Here is a 22,693-nt window from a genome sequence, read left to right as displayed (position 1 = left end):
ATCGAACGGATCTGATAGCGCCCCAGCCCAGCGCTATACAAAACGCCGTCCCCGGGATTAACGGGGGCCGGCGTTTTTCTTGATAAACTGCGCCCCTCCTTTTTCCGAGTCGTTGCGCATGCTTTCTCTCGAACAGGCGCTGCGCGCCGCCCTCACCCACCGCCAGCCCTTGCTCGCGGAACTGCACCGGCAAGGCACCGACTGTTACCGGCTGTTCCACGGCAGCCAGGAAGGTGCCGGCGGCCTGACCCTCGACCGCTATGGCCCGCAGTTATTGGTGCAAAGCTTTCACCAGAGCCTCGGTCATGACGAGTTGTTGCAACTGGCCGAACAATGCGACCAGGCTCTCGATACATCGCTGTTGCTGGTCTACAACGACCGCTCCCAGGGCAACTCGCGGATCGATCGCAGCGACCCGATCTACCAGGCCCAGCCCGAGGCTCTGGCGGATCTGCTCGGCCACGAGTGGGGTCTCAACTATCGCGTGCGTGGGCGTCATGCCGGACAGGATCCGCTGCTGTTTCTCGATCTGCGCAACGCCCGCGGCTGGATCAAGGCGCACAGCGCCGGCAAATCCGTGCTCAACCTGTTCGCCTACACCTGCGGCGTCGGCCTCAGCGCGGCAGCCGGCGGCGCCCGCGAAGTGGTCAACCTGGATTTTGCCGAGGGCAACCTGGCGGTCGGTCGCGAAAATGCCGCACTCAACCCCGAACTGGTGGCCATGCAGTTCATCCAATCCGACTATTTTCCGGCGATTCGCCAGTTGGCCGGGTTGCCGATCAGCGCACGGCGCGGGCACACGCTGCCCGACTACCCGCGCCTGCCGCAACGCCAGTTCGATCTGGTCTTCCTCGATCCGCCAGCCTGGGCCAAGAGCGCCTTCGGCACCGTCGACCTGCTACGCGACTACCAGAGCCTGCTCAAGCCGGCGATCCTCGCCACCGCCGCGAACGGCGTGCTGATCTGCTGCAACAACCTGGCCAAGGTCGCCCTCAGCGACTGGCGCGCCCAGGTGCTGCGTTGCGCCGAAAAGCTGGGTCGGCCGGTGCGCGAGTGCCAGGTGCTGGCGCCAGCGCCGGACTTTCCTTCACGTGACGGCCAACCGCCGCTGAAAACCCTGATCCTGCAGTTCTAAGTCCGGCCGAGCCCGCACAGAAAACACCGCCCGCCTTACATCGGGAACTGTGCGCGCGTGCCATACTCCAAAGCATTTCTCGTCGGGATAGATGACGTTTTTATGCTTAAAGGAATAAAGCGCGCCAGCGGCGCCCTGCTGATTGCCATTGCCCTCTACAGCCTGCTGGGCTTTCTGATCCTGCCCGGCATCGGTCTGCGCATCGCCAACCAGCAACTCGCCCAATACAGCAACGTGCCCGCCAGACTGGAGCGCTTGCAACTCAACCCCTTCAGCCTGGAAGCCAGCCTCTGGGGCTTGCGCATCGGCGCACCCGGCCAGGAACAGGTGGCCTTCGAGCGCCTCTATGCCAACCTGCAACTCGATAGCCTGTGGCGTGGCGTTCTGCACCTGAGCGCTGTCGAGCTGGACAAGCCGCATACCCAGTTGCGGTTTGCCAAGGACGGAACCCTCAACCTGACCCAGCTGTTCAGCTTGCCAGCCAGTGCCGAGCCGGTCAGCGAAGAGCCGCCCAGCGCGCCTGTGCCGCTGCGCATCGCCTACATCAAGCTGGCCGGCGGCAACCTGCACTTCCAGGATCTGCGCCCGAGCGAAGCCATCGAACTTGTCTACGACGACCTCAACGTCGAACTGCACAACCTCAGCACCCTGGCCGACGACACTGCCGAGATGACCCTGGTCGCCACCGGCCCCAGGGGCGGGCGGATCGACTGGAGCGGGCAGATCAGCCTGGCGCCGATCAGCTCCAGCGGCAGCTTTAAGGTCAGCGACGGGCAACTCAAGAGTGTCTGGCCCTATGTGCGCGATGCCGTGCCCCTGGTGCTGCAAGAGGGGGTGATCGACCTGGCCACCGACTACAGCCTGAACCTGGCCACTAGCACGCAACTGTTGCTGCACAACACTCGGGGCAAACTCGCCCCGTTCGCCATCAACTCGCCGGACGGCCGGCCACTGGTCAAACTGGCCAAGCTGGAAGTCAGCGACACCAGCCTGGATCTGCTCAAGCAACAGCTGCTGGTCGGCCAGTTACGCAGCCAGCAACTGGAAACCTGGGCCGCCCGTGAAGCCGACGGCCAACTGGACTGGCAGAAACTGTTCGCCAGCACGGCGCCAGACACCGCGCAGCCCAAGCGCACAGCCGCGGCGCAGGGAAAGCCTTGGCAAGTGCTGCTGCGCGATGTGCAACTGCGTAACTATCAGGTGCACCTGGCCGACCGCGTGCCCGAGCAGGCTGTCGCGCTCGAACTGGGCCCACTGGATCTCGACCTGCAGAACTTCGACAGCCTCGGAACCTCGCCCTTCACGCTCAAGCTGAATACCGGCCTGGGCAAACAAGGCCAGCTGCAAGCCGAGGGGCAGGCGCAGCTGAACCCGGCCACGGCCAGCCTGAAAGTCGTCACCCGCGCGATCGACCTGCGCGTGGCTCAAGCCTACCTCAGCCCCTTCGTGCGGATCGAATTACGCAGTGGCCAGCTCGACAGCGACCTGGATCTCGCCCTGAGCGGCACCGAGCCGCTGGCCTTCAGCGTTAGCGGCAAGGCCCAGATCAACCAGTTGCATACCCTCGACACCCTCAAGGAGCGCGACTTCGTGCGCTGGCAGCAACTCGACCTGCTCGGCCTCAACTACCAGCACGGCGACAGCCTGAATATCGATCAAGTGCAGCTCAGCCGGCCCTATGCGCGCTTTATCGTCAACGAAGACCTGACCACCAACGCCAGCGACCTGGTGATCGTCCCGCCGGCCAGCACTCCGGAGTCCGCCGCCCCTGCCGCCAAAGCCGAGTCCGAGTCCGCCAGCAAGCCACTGGCCATCCATATCGGCGCGGTGAGCCTCACCGACGGCTCGGCCAACTTCGCCGACTTCAGCCTGACCCCCAACTTCGCCACCGCCATCCAGCAACTCAATGGCCGCATCGGCAGCCTCGACAGCCGCACGCCGGCGCCGGCCAACGTGGATATCGTCGGCAAGATCGACCGTTACGCACCGGTCAGCATCAAGGGCAGCCTGAACCCCTTCGACCCGCTGGACAGCCTGGACATCGTCACCCAGTTCAAACAGGTCGAACTGACCACCCTGACCCCCTACTCCGGCAAATTCGCCGGCTACCGCATCCGCAAGGGCCGGCTCAATCTGGATCTGCATTACCGCATTAGCCAGGGCAAGCTGAATGCCGACAACAGCGTGGTGGTCGAACAACTGCAGCTCGGTGAAAGAGTCGACAGCCCCAACGCGGTCGATTTACCGATCCGCCTGGCGGTCGCCCTGCTCAAGGATAGCGACGGCAAGATCGCCCTCAGCCTGCCGGTGCAGGGCGACCTCAACAACCCGCAATTCAGCGTGATGCCGATCGTTTGGCAGACCCTGCGCAACCTGGTGTTGCGCGCCGCCCAGGCGCCGTTCAAGTTTATCGGCGGACTGGTCAGCGGCGGCGCGGAGATGGACTTGAGCACGGTGCACTTCGACCCTGGCAGCAGCGAGCTCGACAGCAGCGCCCAAACCGCCCTCGGCCTGCTCGCCAGTGCCCTGAAGGAGCGCCCGGCACTACGCCTGGAAGTCGAAGGCAGCAGCGCGCAAAGCAGCGACGGCCCGCTACTGGCAGAGCAGCGCCTGGAGCACGAGTACCAGAACACCTACTACCAAATCCTTCAGCGGCGCGGCGCGGCAGTCCCCGCCGAGCCCAGCCAGCTCGCGGTTCCGGAAGACGAAAAAGATCCGCTGCTCGAAGGTATCTACCGCCGCCGCCTGAAACAGCAGCCACCCGCCGAGTGGAAAGAACTGGACAAGCAGCAGCGGGCCGCCAATCTACGCAATGCCGTCCTCCAGTACTGGGGCAAAAGCCAATTGCTGCAACGCCAACTGGCCCAGGCCCGCGCCTCCAGCATCAAGGATTACCTGGTCGAGCGGGGCGGTCTGGCCGACGAACGCGTCTACCTGCTGGATGTCGACCTCGGCCAGGCACAAGCGGACGGCCGAGTGGCTACGGCGCTGCACCTCGATAGCGAATAAGGCCTAAGCGATGATCACGCTCAAACACATCAGTCTGGCCCTGCTCCTCGGGGGCGCCCCGGCAGCCCAGGCCGAAACCCTGCGCTGCGGCAGCCAACTGGTCAGCGTCGGCGACCGCGCCTTCGAGGTGGAACAGAAATGCGGCGAGCCGACTTTTCGCGACCTGGTTGGCTACAGCCTCGGCGCTTACCAAAGGCGCGAGTTCAAGATCGAGGAATGGGTCTACGGCCCCAGCAACGGCATGCTCACCATCCTGACCTTCGAGGGTAACCGCCTGACGCGCATCGAAAGGCGACGCGATCGCTGACAAACGCATGCCCGCGCGGTAGCCTGAGGCATAGCCTTGTCCAACCGGTTAGCCTCGTGAAAGTTCTTGCCATTGCCCTACTCATTCTTCTGACCGGCAGCGTCCAGGCCGCGACCTGGCGTTGCGGCAGCGCCTTGATCAGCACCGACGACACCAGCAGCGAAGTGCTCGACAAATGCGGCGAGCCGCAGAGCCGTGACTTTCTCGGCTACCGCGAAATAATCGATAGCTACGGCTTTCGCAACGAAGTGGCGGTGGAGGAATGGAGCTACGGCCCGCGCAACGGCATGTACCATTTCCTGCGTTTCGAGGGTAACCGGCTGCGCAAAATCGACAGCAAACGCGGCAACTGAATACGCCACAGTCCCGACCACATCCCGATCAGCGGCGGTCAAATGGCCCCGACGCGCCTTGATCCGGCCGGGCACACGCAAAAAAACAGGGTGCCATAGACACCCGGTTTTCTACTTGAGGCTTATGGCTTGCAGCTTGAGGCGGGGCATCACTTGACCACCTTCAGGCTGGGCCGCCCACTCGGACGCGGCGGTTCGCCATCCGGCGGGCCCTGGTCATCCGGGCCATCGACATCTTCATCATCCGGCACCGGCGGCTCCAGGTCGAAGACCATGCCCTGGCCATTCTCCCGCGCATAGATGGCCAGTATGGCCGCGGCCGGCACATACAGGCTGTGCGGCGCCCCGCCGAAACGGCCCTCGAAGCTCACCGCCTCGTTATCCATGTGCAGATGGCGCACGGCGCTAGGCGAGACATTAAGCACAATCTGCCCATCACTGGCGAAACCGGGCGGCACTTGCACACCGGCATACTCGGCATTGACCAACAAATGCGGGGTGCAGTCGTTGTCGACGATCCATTCGTAGAGCGCACGAACCAGATAGGGACGGCTGGAGTTCATTAAAACCTCCTCGGCTTTAGCGCATATCGCGCTCAACAGCGGAAAGACTGACCTGGAAGGTCTCGCGGGCGAACTGGCGATCCATATAATCGAGCAACGGCTTGGCCGGCTTGGCCAGCTCGATACCCAACACCGGCAAACGCCAGAGAAGTGGCAGCAAACAACAATCCACCAAACTCAACTCATCACTGAGAAAAAACGGCTTGTCGGCGAACAACGGCGAAACCCCGGTGAGGCTCTCGCGCAACTCTTTGCGCGCCTGCACGCGAGCCGGCTCCTTGCTGCGCGAGTCCAGGATCAGATCGACCTGGGCACACCAATCTCGCTGAATGCGGTGAATCAACAGGCGGCTATTCGCCCGCGCCACCGGATAAACCGGCAACAACGGCGGATGCGGATAGCGCTCATCCAGATACTCCATCACCACTGTCGACTCGTATAACGCCAAATCGCGGTCGACCAGGGTGGGTAAGCTCGCGTAAGGGTTGACCTCCAGCAGGCTGGGTGGACAACGCCCTTTCTCGACACTGATGATCTCGGCGCTGACACCCTTCTCGGCGAGCACGATACGTACGCGGTGGGAATAGTGGTCGGCGGGGTCGGAGTAGCAGGCCAACCGATTGGTCACGCCCATGGCGATCCTCCTCGCTTATTTAGGTTATTAGAAGCAGAAAAAACTGCGCGCCCAAAGGGGCGCGCAGGACAACCTTGCAGCAACAGCCGATTAGTGCACGTCCTTCCAGTACTCACGCTTGAGCAGGTAGGCGAAGACGAAGAAGAACGCCAGATAAAGCAACACATAGGTACCGATACGCTGGCTCTCCAACTTCACCGGGTTAGCCGAATAAGCCAGGAAGGTCACCAGATTCTTGATCTTGGTATCGAACTCTTCCTCGCTCAGGGCACCGCTTTTGGGCTCGATGGCCAACTGATCGCAAGCCTCATGAGTGATTGGCGTACCCGTCAGTGGGTCGAATTGCTTCTTGTCACCCTCGACCACCTGAACCTGCTTGCAACCGATGTACTGACGTCCCTGTAGCGCCACCAGCACGTTCGGCATGCCGACGTTCGGGAACACCTTGTTATTGGCGCCCAGCGGGCGGGTCGGATCATCGTAGAAAGTGCGCAGGTAGGTATACAGCCAGTCGGTGCCGCGCACACGAGCGACCAGAGTCAGATCCGGAGGCGCAGCGCCGAACCAGACCTTGGCGTCTTCCGCCTGCATGCCGATCTTCATGTGATCGCCGATCTTGGCGCCATTGAACACCAGGTTCTCCAGCATCAATTCATGCGGAATGCCCAGATCGTCGGCCACCCGCTCATAGCGCTGGAACTTGGCACTATGGCAGCCCATGCAATAGTTGGCGAACGTCCGCGCGCCGTCCTGCATGGCCGCCTTGTCGGTCAGGTCGATCTCGACTTCGTCCAGATGCACGCCCGCTTCACTAGCAAAGGCGAAGACTGGCATCGCAGCAATAACAAACGCAGCAAATAGCTTCTTCATCAGCCCGTCACCCTTTCCGGAACCGGTTTAGTCTTCTCCATCCTGGTATAGAACGGCATCAGGATGAAGTAAGCGAAATACAGTGCAGTACAGATTTGCGCCAGCAGGGTGCGCCCCGGAGTCGGCGCCAGCACGCCCAGCACGCCCAGAATCACGAAGGACACGCAGAAAACCAGCAACCAGCCCTTGCTCAGCCAACCCTTGTAACGCATCGACTTGACCGGGCTACGATCCAGCCACGGCAGCACGAACAGCACCGCAATGGCGCCACCCATGGCGATGACCCCCATCAGCTTGTCAGGGATAGCGCGCAAGATCGCGTAGAACGGGGTGAAGTACCAGACAGGCGCGATGTGCGCCGGCGTCTTCAACGCGTTGGCCTCTTCGAAGTTGGGCTTCTCGAGGAAGTAGCCGCCCATTTCCGGGAAGAAGAACACTATGAAGCAGAAGATGAACAGGAACACCACCACGCCGACGATATCTTTCACGGTGTAGTACGGATGGAAAGGAATGCCATCCAGTGGGATGCCGTTGGCATCTTTCTTCTTCTTGATCTCGACGCCATCGGGGTTGTTCGAACCGACTTCGTGCAACGCCAGGATGTGCAGAACGACCAGGCCGAGAATCACGATCGGCAGCGCGACCACGTGCAGGGCGAAGAAGCGGTTGAGGGTGATTCCGGAAATCAGGTAGTCACCACGGATCCACTGGGTCAGGTCGGCGCCGATCACCGGGATGGCACCGAACAGCGAGATGATCACCTGGGCGCCCCAGTAGGACATCTGCCCCCACGGCAGCAGGTAGCCCATGAAGGCTTCTGCCATCAGCATCAGGTAGATCAGCATGCCGAAGATCCACACCAGCTCGCGCGGCTTCTGGTAAGAGCCGTAGAGCAGACCGCGGAGCATGTGCAGGTAGACCACGATGAAGAATGCCGAAGCACCGGTGGCGTGCAGGTAACGCAGGATCCAGCCGTACTCGACGTCGCGCATGATGTACTCGACCGAGGCGAATGCCTCTTCCGCCGAGGGCGTGTAGCTCATGGTCAACCAGACACCGGTGACGATTTGGTTGACCAGCACCAGCAGCGCCAGGGAGCCGAAAAAGTAGAAGAAGTTGAAGTTCTTCGGCGCGTAATACTTGCTCAGATGGTCTTCCCACATCTTGGTCGCCGGGAAGCGCGCATCTACCCATTCCATGAACTTACTCATCATGCTTGCTCCTGATCCACACCGATGACGATCACATCATCCGACTCGTACGTGTGCGGTGGCACCGGCAGGTTCAAGGGCGCAGGCTGCGCTTTGTAGACCCGGCCAGCGAGGTCATAGCGAGAACCGTGGCAAGGGCAGAAATACCCGCCCACCCACTCAGAGCCGAGATCGGCAGGCGCCACTTCCGGACGGAAGGACGGCGCGCAACCCAGGTGAGTGCACAGCCCGACCAGCAACAACAGCTCCGGCTTGATCGAACGGGTTTTCGGATCGACATAACTCGGCTGCTCGGATGCCTGAGATTCGATATCAGCCAGTTGCGGCTCGAGCTTGGTCAGGTTGCTGAGAATTTCCTCGGTACGGCGCACGATAAACACCGGCTGCCCCCGCCATTCGGCAACCATTTGCTGGCCTGGCTCGATTTTGCCAACGTTCACCTTCACAGGTGCACCGGCAGCTTTCGCCTTAGCGCTCGGGAACCATGACCCCACGAACGGGACCGCGGCACCCACCGCTCCAGCAGCACCCACCACAGAGGTGGCCGCCACCAAGAAGCGACGCCGGCCTGCATTCACGCCGTCATTGCTCATTCAGTCGTCTCCCATCAGCTTTGTGGCCTGTTGTTCAGGCCTCTACTAGGTAAAAATCGAGTCGCGCAAAAAATCCGCCAAATGGTAAAGAAAAGCCCCTTTTCTGACAAGATAATTACCTTCTCAGAAACGACTCAACCCCCTGCAGACCGCGGCGCGCACGACTGCGGCATGGCGTCACAGGGCAACCGGCCGCGCAAAAAAAACGCCCAGCTCCAAAAGGAAACCGGGCGCTTTTGAACGCAGGTAGCGAATTAACGCTTGGAGTACTGCGGACGCTTACGCGCTTTACGCAGACCAACCTTCTTACGCTCAACTTCACGCGCGTCACGAGTCACGAAGCCAGCCTTGCGCAGAGCAGGACGCAGCGATTCGTCGTAGTCCATCAGCGCACGAGTGATGCCGTGGCGAATCGCGCCAGCCTGACCACTCACACCGCCGCCGATAACGGTGACATAGATATCGAACTTCTCGGTCATCTCAACCAGTTCCAGCGGCTGACGAACTACCATGCGGGCAGTTTCGCGACCGAAGAAACCGTCGAGAGTACGGTTGTTGATGGAGATTTTGCCAGTACCGGCACGCAGGAAAACGCGAGCGGTTGCAGTCTTGCGACGGCCAGTGCCGTAATTTTGAGTCGCCGACATAATGAACTATTCCGTTAAATCTTCAGTTCTTGGGGCTGCTGAGCAGTGTGGGGGTGAGCAGCGCCCGCATACACTTTCAGCTTACGGTACATGTCGCGACCCAGCGGGTTCTTCGGCAGCATGCCTTTAACCGCGGTCTCGATCACACGTTCAGGCGCCTTGGCGATCAACTTGTCAAAGCTGATCGACTTGATGCCGCCCGGAAAACCGGAGTGAGAGTAGTACATTTTGTCGGTGGTCTTGGCACCAGTCACACGTACCTGCTCGGCATTGATCACGACGATGTAATCGCCAGTGTCAACGTGCGGAGTGTACTCAGGCTTGTGCTTGCCACGCAGACGGCTGGCGATTTCAGTAGCCAGACGACCCAGGGTCTGACCCGCAGCGTCGACGACAAACCAGTCACGCTTTACTGTTTCCGGTTTAGCAGTAAAAGTTTTCATTCTTTATAGCCTCAGGGGCCGCCCTGATAAATAAGACGGCGGATCTTACTGAATAGTGCGTACTTTGACAAGTCAAAGGCAGCCGAAAACAGGCGCTATCGGGGGCTCGGGTCAGCGCGTCCGTAATACGGCAAGATTCTTCGGCAGGCGGCGCATCACTTCCACTGCAGAAAGAGGTGCGCAATTATGCCGATTGCACAAATAAATTCAACCTGCTTGTATGGTTGTTTTGCATAAAGGAACGCAAATGGATTATCGCCAGTTAGGCCGCACGGACCTAAGCGTCAGCGCCATCGGCCTGGGCAGCATGACCTGGGGCGAACAAAACAGCGCCCGCGAGGCGTTCGCCCAGATCGAGCGCAGCAAAGCCTGCGGGGTCAATTTCCTCGACACCGCCGAGATGTACCCGGTGCCGCCGCGCGCCGAGACCTATAGCAAGACCGAACAGATCATCGGCGATTACTTCAAGCAGCACGGCGATCGCGCCGACTGGGTACTGGCGAGCAAGATCGCCGGTCCCGGCAACGGCATCGACTACATCCGTGGCGGCAACCTGAAATTCAACCGGAAACACCTGGTCGCCGCACTGGACGCCAGCCTGCGACGCCTGCACACCGACTGGATCGACCTCTATCAACTGCACTGGCCGGAACGCCCGACCAACTTCTTCGGCCAGCTTGGCTATCGCCATCGGGACAGCGAGTTCACCGCACTGGAGGAAACCCTGGAAGCGCTCGACGAGCAGGTCAAGGCCGGCAAGATCCGCCATATCGGCCTGTCCAACGAAACACCCTGGGGCACCATGAAGTTCATGCAACTGGCAGAGAGCCGCGACTGGCCGCGTGCGGCGTCGATCCAGAACCCCTACAACCTGCTCAACCGCAGCTTCGAGGTCGGCCTGGCGGAAGTCGCCCTGCGCGAGCAGTGCGGCCTGCTGGCTTACTCGCCACTGGCCTTCGGCATGCTTTCCGGCAAGTACGAAGGCGGCGCACGCCCGACCAATGCCCGGCTCAGCCTGTTCAGCCGCTTTACCCGCTACACCAACCCACAATCGGAGTCGGCCTGCTCGCGCTATGTCGCCCTGGCGCGCGAGCATGGCCTGGACCCCGCACAGATGGCCCTGGCCTTCGTCACCAACCAACCGTTCGTGACCAGCAACATCATCGGCGCCACCACCCTGGAGCAGCTGCAAAGCAATCTGGCGAGCAGCGCGCTGAAGCTGAGCGACGAGATCCTGGCCAGCATCGAGGCCATCCATAAGGCGCAACCCAACCCCGCGCCCTGACGCCTCGCCCCCTCGCCCATGCAAGCCCGGCAACTGCCGGGCTTGCATGCTGACGATGGCTCACAAAGAGCGCGCAATGATTTCCTTCATGATCTCGTTGGTACCGGCATAGATGCGCTGCACCCGGGCATCGGCCCAGGCCCGAGCCACCGGGTACTCCCACATGTAACCGTAACCGCCGTGCAGCTGCACACACTCATCGAGTACCCGGCACTGCAGGTCGGTGCCCCAGTACTTGAGCATGGCCGCGGTCGGCACATCCAGCTTGCCTTGCAGGTGCAGCTCCAGACAGCGATCGACGAACACCCGTCCCACCTGGATCTCGGTGGCCATCTCGGCCAGCTTGAAGCGGGTGTTCTGGAAGTCCGCAACGGCCTTGCCGAACGCCTTGCGCTCGCGGGTGTAATCCAGAGTCCATTGCAACGCGGCCTCGGCCGAAGCCAGGGCGCCGATGCCGACGGTCAGGCGCTCCTGGGGCAGCTCCTGCATCAGGTAGGCGAAGCCCATACCGGCCTGGCCGAGCAGGTTTTCCCTGGGCACGCGCACGTCCTGAAAGAACAACTCGGAGGTGTCCTGCGCCTTCATGCCGACCTTCTCCAGGCGTTTGCCCCTGGAGAAGCCCGGCGTATCCGCCTCGACCAGGAACAGACTGGTGCCCTTGGCGCCGGCCTTGGGGTCGGTCTTGGCCACCACGATGACCAGGTCGGCCAGGTAACCGTTGGTGATGAAGGTCTTGGAGCCGTTGATCACGTACTCGTCGCCGTCCAGCACCGCGGTGGTCTTCACCCCCTGCAGATCGGAGCCGGCGCCCGGCTCGGTCATCGCAATGGCGCTGACCATCTCGCCGGACACCAGCCTGGGCAGGTACTTGTGCTTCAGCGCCTCGGAGCCGTAATGCAGGATGTAGGGAGCGACTATGTCGGAATGTAGGGAGAAGCCGATCCCGGTCAGGCCCAGGCGGCCAATTTCCTCGATCACCACCGCGCTGTAGAGGAAGTCCGCCGCCATGCCGCCGTACTCTTCCGGCATATGCGAGCAAAGCATCCCTGCCTCGCCGGCCTTGTTCCACAGCCGGCGGTCGATATGCCCATCCTTTTCCCACTGCGCATGAAAGGGCACGGCCTCCTGCTCGAGAAACTTGCGCACGCTGTCGCGGAAAAGCTCGTGGTCGGAGCTGAACAGGGTTCTGGGGATCATGGCGGCACCTTGCAGCGAAGCGAATTGAAGAGACCTCGACTTTAGCCAAGCAAACGCTTGGTCGCACTGGACACAACCGCCAAAAAATAAGACGATCCAGCCAGCCAATGACCACTTAGCCTTGATAAGAACCTTAACTATGCTCACTCAGCAGTCAGCGCCCTTGCAGCGCGTCAGCATTCTTGCCACCGAAGGGGTGTTTGCCTCGACCCTGATGCAGGCCAAGGACTTTTTCCACATGGCCAGCCTGCGTTACGGCAAACAGCAGGGGCTCGGCCTGACCGAAACCTTCGAGATTCGCCTGGTCAGCCCGGACGGCCAACCGGTACGCAGCTTCAGCAACGTCATGATCCCGGTCGACGGCGGCCTTGACGCCGCCGACGTGATTATCCTGCCTACTTTCTGGGATGACTTCGACGCCCTCTGCCAGCGCCACCCGCGAATACTCGACTGGCTACAAGAACGCCACGCGGCCGGCAGTGCCATTTGCGGCGAAGCCAAAGGGGTGTTCTGGATGGCCCAGGCAGGCCTGCTCGACGGCAAGGAAGCGACCACCTACTGGCGCTTCTTCAAGGAGTTCGCCGAGCGCTTCCCCAAGGTACTGCTCAACCAGGAGAAGCACCTGTCGGATGCCGACAACCTGTATTGCGCCGGCGGCGTGACCTCGGCCTGCGATCTCTACATTTACCTGATCGAGCGCTATTGCGGCGCCAGCGTGGCCCAGGGCGTGGCCCGCGACATCCTCTACGAAGTACAGCGCAGCTACACCCCGGGCCGCATCGGCTTTGGCGGACAGAAACTGCACCACGACCTGACCATCCTGCAGATCCAGCAATGGCTGGAAGAGCACTTCGCCGACAAATTCCGCTTCGAAGACGTGGCCCGCGAACACGGCATGAGCATCCGCAACTTCATGCGCCGCTTCCAGGCCGCCACCGGCGACAAGCCCCTGCACTACCTGCAACGGCTACGCATCGAAACCGCCAGAAGCCTGCTCAGCGCCACGCGCAAGAGCATCAAGACCATCAGTTACGAAGTGGGCTACGACGATGCCAGCTTCTTCGCCCGCTTGTTCCGCCAGCACACGGAGCTGTCACCCAACCTGTATCGCCGACAATTCCAGCACAAAGACAGCCAGCCGTAAGGACGCAGCACGCGCGCCAGAGTGCGTCCGTCCAGGCGCGCTCTGAAGCCCATAGCCTGGCTTCAAGCTGCCGTTTACGGCTTGTGCGGCCGCGCCAGGAACTCATGGGACTGCATTTCGAGCAACCGGCTCAGGGTGCGCTGGAACTCGAAATTCAAGCGCCCGCCGCGGTAGAGGTCTTTCAACTCGACTTCGGCGGAAATGATCAGCTTGACGTTACGGTCGTAGAACTCATCGACCAAATTGATGAAGCGCCGGGCCATATCGTCCGTATGCACGTCCATCTGCTCGACATTGGCCAACAGTACCGCGTGGAAGATCTTGCCCAGCTCGATGTAGTCGTTCTGGCTGCGCGGGCCGTCGCACAGCTCGCGAAACTCGAACCAAGCCACGTCATCGCCGATCTTGCGCGCAGTCAGACTGCGGTTCTCGATCATCAGCGCTTCGTTTTCCTGCACCACGCAGTGCTCAGGCAACAGGCTGCGGAAACTCTTCTCCAGACTCTCTTCAGCCGCCGCATCCAGCGGCCAATGGAACAGCTCGGCCTGTTCCAGAGCGCGCAGACGGTAGTCGATCCCACTGTCGACGTTGACGATCTCGGTGTGTTCTTTCAGCAAGGCGATGGCCGGCAGGAAGCGCGCGCGCTGCAAGCCATCCCGGTACAAGCCGTCGGGCACTATGTTGGAGGTCGCCACCAGGCTGACACCGTTCTTGAACAACTCTTCCAGCAGAGTGGCGAGGATCATCGCATCGGTGATATCGGAGACGAAGAACTCGTCGAAGCAGATCACCCGCGCCTCGTCGGCAAAGCGCTTGCCGATGATCACCAGCGGGTTCCTCTCGCCCTTGAGCGTTGTCATCTCCTCGTGCACACGCTTCATGAAACGGTGGAAGTGGGTTCGCACTTTGCGTTCGAACGGCAGCGAATCGAAGAAGGTATCGACCAGATAGGTCTTGCCGCGACCGACCCCGCCCCAAAAATACAGACCCTTTACCGGTTGTTGCGGCTTCTTGCCGAACAGCTTGCCGAGCAGGCCCGACTTGCCTTGTTCGTCGGCGATCAGGTCGTCGTACAGGCGCTGCAGGTGACGCACCGCCGTTTCCTGGGCCGCATCATGGAAAAAATCGGGCCGTTCGAGATCGGCCTGGTAGCGCGCAAGAGGGGTCATATTCGTTAGCCGGGCAAGTAAAACGGGGGCGTCACTTTAGCGACGCCCCCGCGGCTTGGCAATCGACAGCCAGCATCCGAGGGGGCGAGTCTCGCCACTGCCGGCGCGGCTCAAGGCGCAGCCAGGAGCCACTGCCGCATCGACTGCAGCCCTAGTCGGCCAAGCCGGCAATGGCATCGCGCACGCGCATCATGGCGGCGTCCAGCGCCTCCGGATCGGCATAGGCCGGGCTGTCGGCCAGGCATTCGCCATCCAGCCAGAGGGTGAACTGATCGCCCTCGTCCTCACGCAACTCCAGGGCATCGACGCCCTGGGCGATCAGCCGTTGACTGATGGCGCCAGCGGCCTTGGGGTCACTGAACGGTCGCGAGAGCAGCAGTTGCTCGCCGTCGGCAGCCAGGAAGCGGAAGCGGAAGCGGCCATCCGGCTCGCGGAAACTGACGAAACGCGCGCTCTTGGCCGCCTTCTTCTTGCCCTCGCCGGCCACCTTGACCTGCTCGCGGAACGAACGCAGCCCTACCGCTTCGCGCAGCTCGCCGAGGAACGGGGTGGCAATGCGGCGCGCCTTGGCTGCCCCGGCGAGGAGGATGTCCTCGAGGTCGGCCGGTTTGGCGATCAAGGCCTGATAGCGCTCGCGCGCCTCGCCCAGCTCGCCGTCGAGCAACTCGAACAGGCGCTGCTTGGCCTCGCCCCAGGCCAGGCCCTTGAGCAATTCGGCACGAAAATCCGCCTGCTGAGCGGGTGCGGCAAAGGCCTGGTAGAGGGTGAACAGGTGCGAACTGTCCGGATCCTTGGCCTCGCCGGGCAACCTGGAATCGGTCACGATACGGGCAATCGCATCCTTGAGCTGACGGGCCGAGCCGAACAACGGGATGGTGTTGTCGTAGCTCTTGCTCATCTTGCGCCCATCCAGCCCCGGCAGGGTCGCCACGTCATCCTCGATCACCGCCTCGGGCAGGGTGAACAGCTCCCGACCCTGACCGAACAGGTGGTTGAAGCGCTGGGCGATATCGCGGGCCATCTCCACATGCTGGATCTGGTCGCGGCCGACCGGCACCTTGTGCGCGTTGAACATCAGGATGTCCGCGGCCATCAGCACCGGGTAGCTGAACAGGCCCATGGTGATGCCGGCATCCGGGTCTTCACCGACTTCGATGTTCTTGTCCACCGAGGCCTTGTAGGCGTGGGCGCGATTGAGCAGGCCCTTGCCGGCGACACAGCTGAGCAGCCAGCACAGCTCGGGGATTTCCGGAATATCGGACTGGCGATAGAAGGTCGCCCGGCTCACATCAAGACCGCAGGCCAGCCAGGTCGCGGCGATTTCCAGACGCGAGCGCTGGATGCGCGCGGGGTCATCGCACTTGATCAGGGCATGGTAATCGGCGAGAAAATAAAACGAGTCGGCGTCCGCGGCGCGGCTGGCGACTATGGCCGGGCGAATCGCCCCGGCGTAGTTGCCCAGGTGCGGGGTGCCGGTGGTAGTGATGCCGGTAAGGATACGAGTGGTCATGTTCAGGTTCGCTTTACTTGAGCCATCTTATGATCTCGCGAGCTAGAGCCTGGCTAGGCAAAAACAGGCGAGGAAGCGGAGTTTATTTGGGTAAATGAGCATTCCGAGCCTGTTTTTAACGACGCCAGGCCGACGCGCAGCAGATCAGAGACGCGGCAGCAGCAGATCCTTGAGATCGGTCAGCTTGCCATGAAAAAAGTGGCCGCATTCTGCCACTTTCAGCAGCTCATGGGCACGCCCCAAGCCGGCCGACCAGGCATAAACCGTCTGCGGCTCGATCACTTCATCCGCTTCAGGCTGGATCAGGGTCAACGGACAATGCCTGGCGGGCGGGTTTTCCGCGTTCAACCGCTGCACCGCCGGAGCCAGCATAAACAGGTGAGCCGGCTGCATTCCCTGCTGTTCCAGGCGCCCGGCCAGGCTGGCGGCGACAAAGCCACCGAAGGAGAAGCCCAACAAGGTCAGCGGCAGCTGCGGATACTTCTCGCGCAGCCAACGGGCCACGGCTTCGGCATCATCCACTTCACCACTGGCCAGGTCATGGCTGCCGGCACTGCTACCGACACCCCGGTAATTGAACCGCAGAGTAGCCAGGCCGGCATCGCGGGCGGTGCGTTGCAGGGTCGAGACGACCTTGTTGAGCATGGTTCCGCCCTGCGCTGGATTGGGATGGCAGATCAGCGCAACGCCGCGCGCTTCGGCTACATCGAGAGACAGGGCTTGCAACTGGCCACAGGGACCGTCGATAAAAACTGGGGCTTCGCGGGTGAGCAACGGTGAACTCCGTGACCTCTGAGAGGCTCGACTCGTCTAGCTGACAGCCTGCGCCGCAGCCATCTCGGCATCGCATTGCGGTATACAGCGCAGGTTCGAGCCGTTAACGTAAAGCAAAGCCGTTTAGAGAGGAAGGACTCGTGGAACAGACGCTCACCGCCTGGTTGCTACCCGCTATTACCCTGGTAGTCGGGATTGCCATTGGCTTCCTGATTGCTCGCCTTGCCCCCAATGCCGCTCCAGGCCGCACACAGCGCCAGCTGGACGAAATCCAGGAGCGCTTCGATGCCTACCAGAGCGAAGTGGTAACCCATTTCAACACCACGGCCAACCTGGTGAAGAAGCTCACCCAAAGCCATCAGGACGTGCAACAACACCTGTCCGAAGGGGCCAACCGCCTGGCACTCGACGAATTGACCCGCCAGCGCCTGCTCGCCACCCTGCATGCGGATGACGGCAGCGAAAAGCGCGAGCGCCTGAAGTCGCCAGCACCCCAGGAAATGCCCAAGGACTATGCGCCGAAAAGCGCCGATGTACCGGGCATGCTCGATGAAAGCTATGGGCTGAAGAACAAACGCTAGCAGGCCAGCGGCGGGCGTGACACTCCCGCAGACTGCGTCTGAGCTCACAAAGAGGCACTGCATGAGGCGGCGCGGTTTGTCGGCCGGATATATCCGCGCTTCGCGGCTGAAGCCGCGCCGACAAGCGGCGATCGGCTTCGCCACATAACGGCGACATAGCCAACAAAAAGCCCCGCTTTAGAGCGGGGCTTTTTGTTGGCGGGGCTATTCGCCGGCCTTAGATCGCACCACGTTCGCGCAACAGCGCCAACACCTGCTTGACCCCCTCTTCCAACGACAGGCTCTGGGTATCGATTACCAGGTCGGCATCCAGCGGCACGTCGTAGGGGAATGACAAGCCAGGGATATTGTCCCCGGCCGCCGCATACAAGCCCTGCGGATCGCGCTCGGCGCAGACCTGCGGAGAAGCCTGCACATAGACGGTGATCAAGCGCTCGGCACCGAGCAGCGCCTTGGCCTGCTCGCGACCTTCGGCATCCGGGGCGACGAACGCGGCCAGGGTCAGCAGGCCGGCTTCGTTGAACTGCCGCGCGACATGGGCGGCACGGCGCCAGTTCTCGGTACGCCCGGCGCGATCCTGCGGCAGCCCCTTGTTCAGGTCATGGCGCAGGTTCTGCCCATCCAGCACGTAGACCGCACGGCCCATGTCGAACAGCTTGCGCTCCACGGCATAGGCCAGGGTGCTCTTGCCGGCGCCGGACAGGCCGCTGAACAGCACGGTGGCCGGCTGCTGGCCGAAACGGCTGGCACGCTCCTCGGTGGAGACGTGGGCCAGCTTGCCGTGGTGGCCGTCGGCGTGCTGCGCACCGACCGGCTTGGCGATGATCATGCCGGCGCCGACTGTACCGTTGGTCAGCCGATCGATGACGATGAAGGCACCGGTGGTGCGGTTGTAGTCATAGCCATCGAGGGCGATGGGCGCGTCCAGGGCGACACGTACCTGACCGATCTCGTTCAACTGCAGGCTGCTCGCCGGGCCATGTTCCAGGGTATTCACATCGACCCGGTGGGTGATGCTGGCAATCGACGCCGGGACATAGCTGGTGGCGCGCTTGATGTCGTATTTCTTGCCCGGCAGCAGCGGCTCCTCGCTCATCCACACCAGCATGGCGTCGAAGCTGTCGCTGATCTGCGGACGGTTATCGGCGTGCACCAGCATGTCGCCACGGGATACGTCGATCTCGTCTTCCAGGGTCAGGGTGATTGCCTGGCCCGGGCCGGCGTGTTCCAACTCACCTTCATAGGTGACGATGGACTTGACCTTGCTGCCCTTGCCGGACGGCAGCACCACCACCTCGTCGCCCTTGCGCACGATGCCGCTGGCCAGGGTGCCGGCGAAACCGCGGAAGTTCAGGTTGGGGCGGTTGACGTACTGCACCGGGAAGCGCAGATCGGTGAAGTTGCGATCGCCGGCCACTTCCACGGTTTCGAGGATTTCCATCAGCGACTGGCCGTCGTACCAAGGCGAACGCTCGCTCTTGTTGACCACGTTGTCGCCCTTGAGCGCCGACATCGGCACGAAGTGCAGCGAACTCGGCTGCAGCGCGATACCTTCGGCAAATTTCAGGTAATCGGCCTTGATCTGCTCGAACACGCCCTGATCGAAGTCCTTCAGATCCATCTTGTTGATGGCCACGACTATGTGCTTGATGCCCAGCAGGCTGGCGATGAAGCTGTGGCGCTTGGTCTGGGTCTGCACGCCGTAGCGGGCGTCGATCAGGATGATCGCCAGGTCGCAGGTCGAGGCGCCGGTGGCCATGTTGCGGGTGTACTGCTCATGGCCGGGGGTGTCGGCGATGATGAATTTGCGCTTGGCGGTGCTGAAGTAGCGGTAGGCCACGTCGATGGTGATGCCCTGCTCGCGCTCGGCCTGCAGGCCGTCGACCAGCAAGGCCAGATCCACCTCTTCGCCGGTGGTGCCGGACTTCTTCGAGTCGCGGGTGATGGCCTCCATATGATCTTCGTAGATCATCTTGGAGTCGTGCAGCAGACGCCCGATCAGGGTGCTCTTGCCGTCGTCGACGTTGCCGCAGGTGAGGAAGCGCAGCAGTTCCTTGCGTTCGTGCTGGGCCAGGTAGGCGAGGATGTCCTCGCTGATCAGATCGGATTGATGCGACATGTTAAAAATACCCCTGGCGTTTTTTCTCTTCCATGGAACCTGCGGCGTCGTGGTCGATGACCCGGCCCTGGCGTTCGGAAGTGCGGGTCAGGAGCATTTCCTGGATGATTTCCGGCAAGGAGGCGGCGGTGGATTCCACCGCCCCGGTCAACGGGTAGCAACCCAGGGTGCGGAAGCGCACCATCTTCTTGGTGATACGGCCCTTCTCTTCGTCCGACAGGTGCTCGAGGATGCGCTCGTCGTCGATCATGATCAGGGTGCCGTTCTTCTCGATCACTTCGCGCTCAGCGGCGAAGTACAGCGGCACGATCGGGATCTGCTCCAGATAGATGTACTGCCAGATGTCCAGCTCGGTCCAGTTGGACAGCGGGAACACGCGAATGGACTCGCCCTTCTTGACCTTGCCGTTGTACACGTTCCACAGCTCGGGGCGCTGGTTCTTCGGATCCCAGCGGTGCTTGCCGTCGCGGAAGGAGTAGACACGTTCCTTGGCCCGCGACTTTTCCTCGTCACGCCGGGCACCGCCGAAGGCCGCATCGAAGCCGTACTTGTCCAGCGCCTGTTTGAGGCCCTCGGTCTTCATCACGTCGGTGTGCTTGGCACTGCCGTAGGTGAAGGGATTCATGTCCTGCGCCACGCCATCCGGGTTGACGTGGGTGATCAGATCCAGGCCGTACTCGTTGACCATCTTCTCGCGGAAGCTGTACATCTCCTGAAACTTCCAACGGGTGTCGACATGCATCACCGGGAACGGCAGCTTGCCGGGAAAGAACGCCTTGCGCGCCAGGTGCAGCATCACGGCGGAGTCTTTACCGATGGAATAGAGCATTACCGGGTTGTCGAATTCGGCGGCCACTTCACGAATGATGTGGATACTTTCCGCCTCCAGCTGTTTCAGGTGGGTCAGTTTATCGAGCATGGTTACTCACGGTTTGCAGTGGAATTGGGCCGGCGGGCCGTGGACGATGGCGCACTCTAGCACAGCACCCGCTTCTAATCAGGAGGCTAACTAGATCGAAACGATCTAGCTTTATACCCGCTGAACCGGCCTTCCACGCGGCATCAGATGGGATTAGGGCAGTCGATAAACAGGTGCTCGATGGCAAACCGGCGCGCCAGGTATTCGCCCAGCGCCTGCACGCCATAGCGCTCGGTGGCATGGTGGCCGGCGGCAATAAAACTGATGCCATTCTCGCGCGCGCTGTGAAAGGTCTGCTCGGACGCCTCGCCGGTCAGATAGAGGTCAACGCCGGCCGCGATGGCTTGGTCTATATAGCCCTGGCCGCCACCGGTGCACCAGCCGATTCGGCGAACCAGCTCCGCGCCTTCAACCAGCAAGGGCTCACGGCCGAGCACCTCCTGCACCCGCCGGGCGAAATCGCGCGGGCTCATGGGCTCGCGCAAGGAACCAAGCAACCCGACGCTGCGCGGATCGTCCGGATCCAGCGGCCCTTCGACGGTAATATCGAGCTGGGCGGCCAGCTGCACGTTATTGCCGACCTCCGGGTGCAGATCAAGCGGCAAGTGGTAAGCCAGCAAACTGATCTCGTTGCTCAGCAGGGCTTTCAAGCGGCGCTGCTTCATCCCGGTGATGCATGGGTTTTCGCCCTTCCAGAAATAACCGTGGTGCACCAGCAGCACATCGGCCTCAGCCTCGACGGCAGCATCGACCAAGGCCTGGCTGGCGGTTACGCCGCTGACGATACGCCGCACCTGGGGCCGCCCTTCGATTTGCAAACCATTAGGGCAGTAGTCGCTGATGCGCGCAGCGCTCAAGTAGCGCTGTGCTTCTTCCACCAGGGTGGTCAAGGCAATGGCCATATGGATTCTTCTCCTGCTGTTACAGGCCGCTGCCTTATTGGCAAGCGGCCCTCTATAATGGCGCACCTTAAGGGGCGCACCGGCCCCCCGCAACCCTCAGGATTTCATCGATGTTCAAGGCCCTGCGTTTTCTTGGCTGGCCATTGCTGGTCGGCGTGCTCTCGGCACTGCTGATCATGAAGTACTACCCACAATGGGTCGGCCTGCCCACCCAGGACGTACAACTGCGCCAGGCACCTGCCTACGGTAGCCAGCAGGAAGGCCCGGTGTCGTATGCCGACGCGGTGAGCACCGCCTCGCCGGCGGTGGTCAACCTTTACACCGCCAAGTTCATCAACAAGCCGACGCACCCGATGTTCGAGGACGAGCAGTTCCGCAAGTTCTTTGGCGGCAACCTGCCCAAACAGCGGCGCATGGAGTCCAGCCTCGGCTCGGCGGTGATCATGAGCCCGGAAGGCTATCTGCTGACCAACAACCATGTGGTCACCGGTGCCGACCAGATCGTAGTGGCCTTGCGCGACGGCCGCGAAACCCTGGCCCGGATAATCGGCAGCGACCCGGAAACCGACCTCGCGGTGCTGAAAATCGATTTGCCTGACTTACCCTCGATCACCCTAGGCCGCTCGGACAACATCAGGATCGGCGACGTCACCCTGGCCATTGGCAATCCCTTCGGCGTTGGCCAGACGGTGACCATGGGCATCATCAGCGCCACCGGGCGCAACCAGCTGGGCCTCAATACCTACGAAGACTTCATCCAGACCGATGCCGCGATCAATCCTGGCAACTCGGGCGGCGCGCTGGTCGATGCCTATGGCAACCTGGTTGGCATCAACACCGCGATCTTCTCCAAATCCGGCGGTTCGCAAGGTATCGGCTTCGCCATCCCGGTGAAGCTGGCGCTGGAGGTGATGCAGGCGATCATCGAACAGGGCCAGGTGATTCGCGGCTGGCTGGGTATCGAAGTGCAGCCGCTGACTCAGGAACTGGCGGAATCCTTCGGCCTGGAAGGACGGCCAGGCATCGTTGTTGCGGGTATCTACCGCGATGGCCCGGCGCAGAAGGCCGGTCTGCAACCTGGCGACCTGATCCTCAATATCGACGGCGAAGCCGCCGGCGACGGCCGCCGCTCGATGAACCAGGTAGCCCGCACCAAGCCCGGCGAGAAGATCCGCATCGAGATCATGCGCAACGGCGAACGGCAGAACCTGAGTGCCGAAATAGGCGTGCGCCCACCCGCGAACGGAGGCTAATAGCCTCCGCTCACAGCTAAGCGCTAACTCTTCTCGCGATTAGTGTTATGTTATTACATAAACCAATCAACAAAG

Annotated in this window: 22 protein-coding genes; 8 read left to right on the top strand and 14 right to left on the bottom strand. The window is 61.7% G+C overall.

What is annotated here, in order from left to right; genetic code table 11:
- Window positions 1-118 precede the first annotated feature (118 nt).
- From P8H27_RS20175 to P8H27_RS20160, 4 genes are all read left to right on the top strand, one after another.
- Complete coding sequence (locus P8H27_RS20175; RefSeq protein WP_289639529.1) at window positions 119-1,135, top strand: class I SAM-dependent rRNA methyltransferase; 1,017 nt, start codon at window positions 119-121, stop codon at window positions 1,133-1,135.
- Window positions 1,136-1,237: 102 nt separating this feature from the next.
- Complete coding sequence (locus P8H27_RS20170) at window positions 1,238-4,144, top strand: DUF748 domain-containing protein (RefSeq protein ID WP_289639528.1); 2,907 nt, start codon at window positions 1,238-1,240, stop codon at window positions 4,142-4,144.
- A 10-nt stretch (window positions 4,145-4,154) separates the two neighbouring features.
- Window positions 4,155-4,451 (top strand): DUF2845 domain-containing protein, encoded by a 297-nt coding sequence (locus P8H27_RS20165; protein WP_289639526.1) that lies wholly within the window; start codon window positions 4,155-4,157, stop codon window positions 4,449-4,451.
- A 56-nt stretch (window positions 4,452-4,507) separates the two neighbouring features.
- A complete protein-coding gene (locus P8H27_RS20160; RefSeq protein ID WP_289639525.1) occupies window positions 4,508-4,804 on the top strand; it encodes a DUF2845 domain-containing protein in 297 nt (98 codons plus the stop codon).
- Window positions 4,805-4,953: 149 nt separating this feature from the next.
- On the opposite strand, the gene P8H27_RS20155 is transcribed toward P8H27_RS20160, so the two are convergent.
- From P8H27_RS20155 to rplM, 7 genes are all read right to left on the bottom strand, one after another.
- Window positions 4,954-5,367, bottom strand: coding sequence for a ClpXP protease specificity-enhancing factor (locus P8H27_RS20155; RefSeq protein ID WP_289639524.1), 414 nt, complete (start codon window positions 5,365-5,367; stop codon window positions 4,954-4,956).
- 16 nt (window positions 5,368-5,383) lie between these two features.
- A complete protein-coding gene (locus tag P8H27_RS20150) occupies window positions 5,384-6,001 on the bottom strand; it encodes a glutathione S-transferase N-terminal domain-containing protein (RefSeq protein WP_289639522.1) in 618 nt (205 codons plus the stop codon).
- A 90-nt stretch (window positions 6,002-6,091) separates the two neighbouring features.
- The gene (locus P8H27_RS20145) at window positions 6,092-6,871 is read right to left on the bottom strand and encodes a cytochrome c1 (protein WP_289639521.1); all 780 of its coding nucleotides are present in this window, start codon (window positions 6,869-6,871) and stop codon (window positions 6,092-6,094) included.
- A complete protein-coding gene (locus P8H27_RS20140) occupies window positions 6,871-8,082 on the bottom strand; it encodes a cytochrome bc complex cytochrome b subunit (protein ID WP_289639520.1) in 1,212 nt (403 codons plus the stop codon). The genes P8H27_RS20145 and P8H27_RS20140 overlap by 1 nt, the downstream gene beginning before the upstream one ends.
- The gene (gene petA / locus P8H27_RS20135; RefSeq protein WP_289639519.1) at window positions 8,082-8,675 is read right to left on the bottom strand and encodes a ubiquinol-cytochrome c reductase iron-sulfur subunit; all 594 of its coding nucleotides are present in this window, start codon (window positions 8,673-8,675) and stop codon (window positions 8,082-8,084) included. Before petA ends, P8H27_RS20140 begins: the two co-directional genes overlap by 1 nt.
- 254 nt (window positions 8,676-8,929) lie before the next feature.
- Window positions 8,930-9,322 (bottom strand): 30S ribosomal protein S9, encoded by a 393-nt coding sequence (rpsI, locus tag P8H27_RS20130; RefSeq protein WP_289639517.1) that lies wholly within the window; start codon window positions 9,320-9,322, stop codon window positions 8,930-8,932.
- Window positions 9,323-9,336: 14 nt separating this feature from the next.
- The gene (rplM, locus tag P8H27_RS20125; RefSeq protein ID WP_090502864.1) at window positions 9,337-9,765 is read right to left on the bottom strand and encodes a 50S ribosomal protein L13; all 429 of its coding nucleotides are present in this window, start codon (window positions 9,763-9,765) and stop codon (window positions 9,337-9,339) included.
- Window positions 9,766-10,012: 247 nt separating this feature from the next.
- Here rplM and P8H27_RS20120 point away from each other — a divergent pair, with 247 nt between their 5' ends.
- Window positions 10,013-11,050 carry an NADP(H)-dependent aldo-keto reductase gene (locus tag P8H27_RS20120; RefSeq protein WP_289639516.1) on the top strand — a complete coding sequence of 346 codons (1,038 nt, stop codon included), beginning with the start codon at window positions 10,013-10,015 and terminating at the stop codon, window positions 11,048-11,050.
- Between the two features lie 60 nt (window positions 11,051-11,110).
- Here the strand turns inward: P8H27_RS20120 and P8H27_RS20115 are convergent, their stop codons facing one another.
- Complete coding sequence (locus P8H27_RS20115) at window positions 11,111-12,247, bottom strand: acyl-CoA dehydrogenase family protein (protein ID WP_289639515.1); 1,137 nt, start codon at window positions 12,245-12,247, stop codon at window positions 11,111-11,113.
- A gap of 238 nt (window positions 12,248-12,485) precedes the next feature.
- Between P8H27_RS20115 and P8H27_RS20110 the strand changes: the two genes are divergently transcribed.
- The gene (locus P8H27_RS20110) at window positions 12,486-13,391 is read left to right on the top strand and encodes a GlxA family transcriptional regulator (protein ID WP_289639531.1); all 906 of its coding nucleotides are present in this window, start codon (window positions 12,486-12,488) and stop codon (window positions 13,389-13,391) included.
- Window positions 13,392-13,465: 74 nt separating this feature from the next.
- On the opposite strand, the gene zapE is transcribed toward P8H27_RS20110, so the two are convergent.
- The 3 genes from zapE to P8H27_RS20095 all read right to left on the bottom strand — a co-directional run bounded on the left by zapE (window position 13,466) and on the right by P8H27_RS20095 (window position 16,844).
- On the bottom strand, window positions 13,466-14,560 hold the full coding sequence (gene zapE / locus P8H27_RS20105; RefSeq protein ID WP_289639513.1) for a cell division protein ZapE: 1,095 nt from the start codon (window positions 14,558-14,560) through the stop codon (window positions 13,466-13,468).
- Between the two features lie 151 nt (window positions 14,561-14,711).
- Window positions 14,712-16,070: a tryptophan--tRNA ligase gene (locus P8H27_RS20100; protein WP_289639512.1), complete on the bottom strand. Its 1,359-nt coding sequence runs from the start codon at window positions 16,068-16,070 to the stop codon at window positions 14,712-14,714.
- 144 nt (window positions 16,071-16,214) lie between these two features.
- The gene (locus P8H27_RS20095) at window positions 16,215-16,844 is read right to left on the bottom strand and encodes an alpha/beta hydrolase (RefSeq protein ID WP_289639511.1); all 630 of its coding nucleotides are present in this window, start codon (window positions 16,842-16,844) and stop codon (window positions 16,215-16,217) included.
- Between the two features lie 140 nt (window positions 16,845-16,984).
- On the opposite strand from P8H27_RS20095, the gene P8H27_RS20090 reads away from it, so the two are divergent.
- Entirely contained in the window at window positions 16,985-17,425 is a 441-nt protein-coding gene (locus tag P8H27_RS20090; RefSeq protein WP_289639510.1) for a YhcB family protein, read from the top strand.
- Window positions 17,426-17,642: 217 nt separating this feature from the next.
- On the opposite strand, the gene cysN is transcribed toward P8H27_RS20090, so the two are convergent.
- From cysN to P8H27_RS20075, 3 genes are all read right to left on the bottom strand, one after another.
- Window positions 17,643-19,544 (bottom strand): sulfate adenylyltransferase subunit CysN, encoded by a 1,902-nt coding sequence (gene cysN / locus P8H27_RS20085; protein WP_289639509.1) that lies wholly within the window; start codon window positions 19,542-19,544, stop codon window positions 17,643-17,645.
- Between the two features lies 1 nt (window position 19,545).
- Complete coding sequence (cysD, locus tag P8H27_RS20080) at window positions 19,546-20,463, bottom strand: sulfate adenylyltransferase subunit CysD (RefSeq protein WP_289639508.1); 918 nt, start codon at window positions 20,461-20,463, stop codon at window positions 19,546-19,548.
- A gap of 143 nt (window positions 20,464-20,606) precedes the next feature.
- On the bottom strand, window positions 20,607-21,365 hold the full coding sequence (locus P8H27_RS20075) for a Nif3-like dinuclear metal center hexameric protein (RefSeq protein ID WP_289639507.1): 759 nt from the start codon (window positions 21,363-21,365) through the stop codon (window positions 20,607-20,609).
- A 110-nt stretch (window positions 21,366-21,475) separates the two neighbouring features.
- Here P8H27_RS20075 and algW point away from each other — a divergent pair, with 110 nt between their 5' ends.
- Entirely contained in the window at window positions 21,476-22,618 is a 1,143-nt protein-coding gene (gene algW / locus P8H27_RS20070; RefSeq protein WP_289639506.1) for a Do family serine endopeptidase AlgW, read from the top strand.
- Window positions 22,619-22,693: the final 75 nt, after the last annotated feature.

The organism is Pseudomonas sp. sp1636, from assembly GCF_030376615.1.
Lineage (GTDB): Bacteria > Pseudomonadota > Gammaproteobacteria > Pseudomonadales > Pseudomonadaceae > Aquipseudomonas.
This window is presented reverse-complemented; position numbering and strand designations above follow the sequence as displayed.

What these genes read in the sequence shown, in the direction of transcription:
- P8H27_RS20175 (WP_289639529.1), top strand. Translation starts at nt 119, where the DNA reads ATGCTTTCTCTCGAACAGGCGCTGCGCGCCGCCCTCACCCACCGCCAG.
- P8H27_RS20170 (WP_289639528.1), top strand. Translation starts at nt 1,238, where the DNA reads ATGCTTAAAGGAATAAAGCGCGCCAGCGGCGCCCTGCTGATTGCCATT.
- P8H27_RS20165 (WP_289639526.1), top strand. Translation starts at nt 4,155, where the DNA reads ATGATCACGCTCAAACACATCAGTCTGGCCCTGCTCCTCGGGGGCGCC.
- P8H27_RS20155 (WP_289639524.1), bottom strand. Translation starts at nt 5,367, where the DNA reads ATGAACTCCAGCCGTCCCTATCTGGTTCGTGCGCTCTACGAATGGATC.
- P8H27_RS20150 (WP_289639522.1), bottom strand. Translation starts at nt 6,001, where the DNA reads ATGGGCGTGACCAATCGGTTGGCCTGCTACTCCGACCCCGCCGACCAC.
- P8H27_RS20145 (WP_289639521.1), bottom strand. Translation starts at nt 6,871, where the DNA reads ATGAAGAAGCTATTTGCTGCGTTTGTTATTGCTGCGATGCCAGTCTTC.
- P8H27_RS20140 (WP_289639520.1), bottom strand. Translation starts at nt 8,082, where the DNA reads ATGAGTAAGTTCATGGAATGGGTAGATGCGCGCTTCCCGGCGACCAAG.
- petA (WP_289639519.1), bottom strand. Translation starts at nt 8,675, where the DNA reads ATGAGCAATGACGGCGTGAATGCAGGCCGGCGTCGCTTCTTGGTGGCG.
- rpsI (WP_289639517.1), bottom strand. Translation starts at nt 9,322, where the DNA reads ATGTCGGCGACTCAAAATTACGGCACTGGCCGTCGCAAGACTGCAACC.
- rplM (WP_090502864.1), bottom strand. Translation starts at nt 9,765, where the DNA reads ATGAAAACTTTTACTGCTAAACCGGAAACAGTAAAGCGTGACTGGTTT.
- P8H27_RS20120 (WP_289639516.1), top strand. Translation starts at nt 10,013, where the DNA reads ATGGATTATCGCCAGTTAGGCCGCACGGACCTAAGCGTCAGCGCCATC.
- P8H27_RS20115 (WP_289639515.1), bottom strand. Translation starts at nt 12,247, where the DNA reads ATGATCCCCAGAACCCTGTTCAGCTCCGACCACGAGCTTTTCCGCGAC.
- P8H27_RS20110 (WP_289639531.1), top strand. Translation starts at nt 12,486, where the DNA reads ATGGCCAGCCTGCGTTACGGCAAACAGCAGGGGCTCGGCCTGACCGAA.
- zapE (WP_289639513.1), bottom strand. Translation starts at nt 14,560, where the DNA reads ATGACCCCTCTTGCGCGCTACCAGGCCGATCTCGAACGGCCCGATTTT.
- P8H27_RS20100 (WP_289639512.1), bottom strand. Translation starts at nt 16,070, where the DNA reads ATGACCACTCGTATCCTTACCGGCATCACTACCACCGGCACCCCGCAC.
- cysN (WP_289639509.1), bottom strand. Translation starts at nt 19,544, where the DNA reads ATGTCGCATCAATCCGATCTGATCAGCGAGGACATCCTCGCCTACCTG.
- cysD (WP_289639508.1), bottom strand. Translation starts at nt 20,463, where the DNA reads ATGCTCGATAAACTGACCCACCTGAAACAGCTGGAGGCGGAAAGTATC.
- P8H27_RS20075 (WP_289639507.1), bottom strand. Translation starts at nt 21,365, where the DNA reads ATGGCCATTGCCTTGACCACCCTGGTGGAAGAAGCACAGCGCTACTTG.
- algW (WP_289639506.1), top strand. Translation starts at nt 21,476, where the DNA reads ATGTTCAAGGCCCTGCGTTTTCTTGGCTGGCCATTGCTGGTCGGCGTG.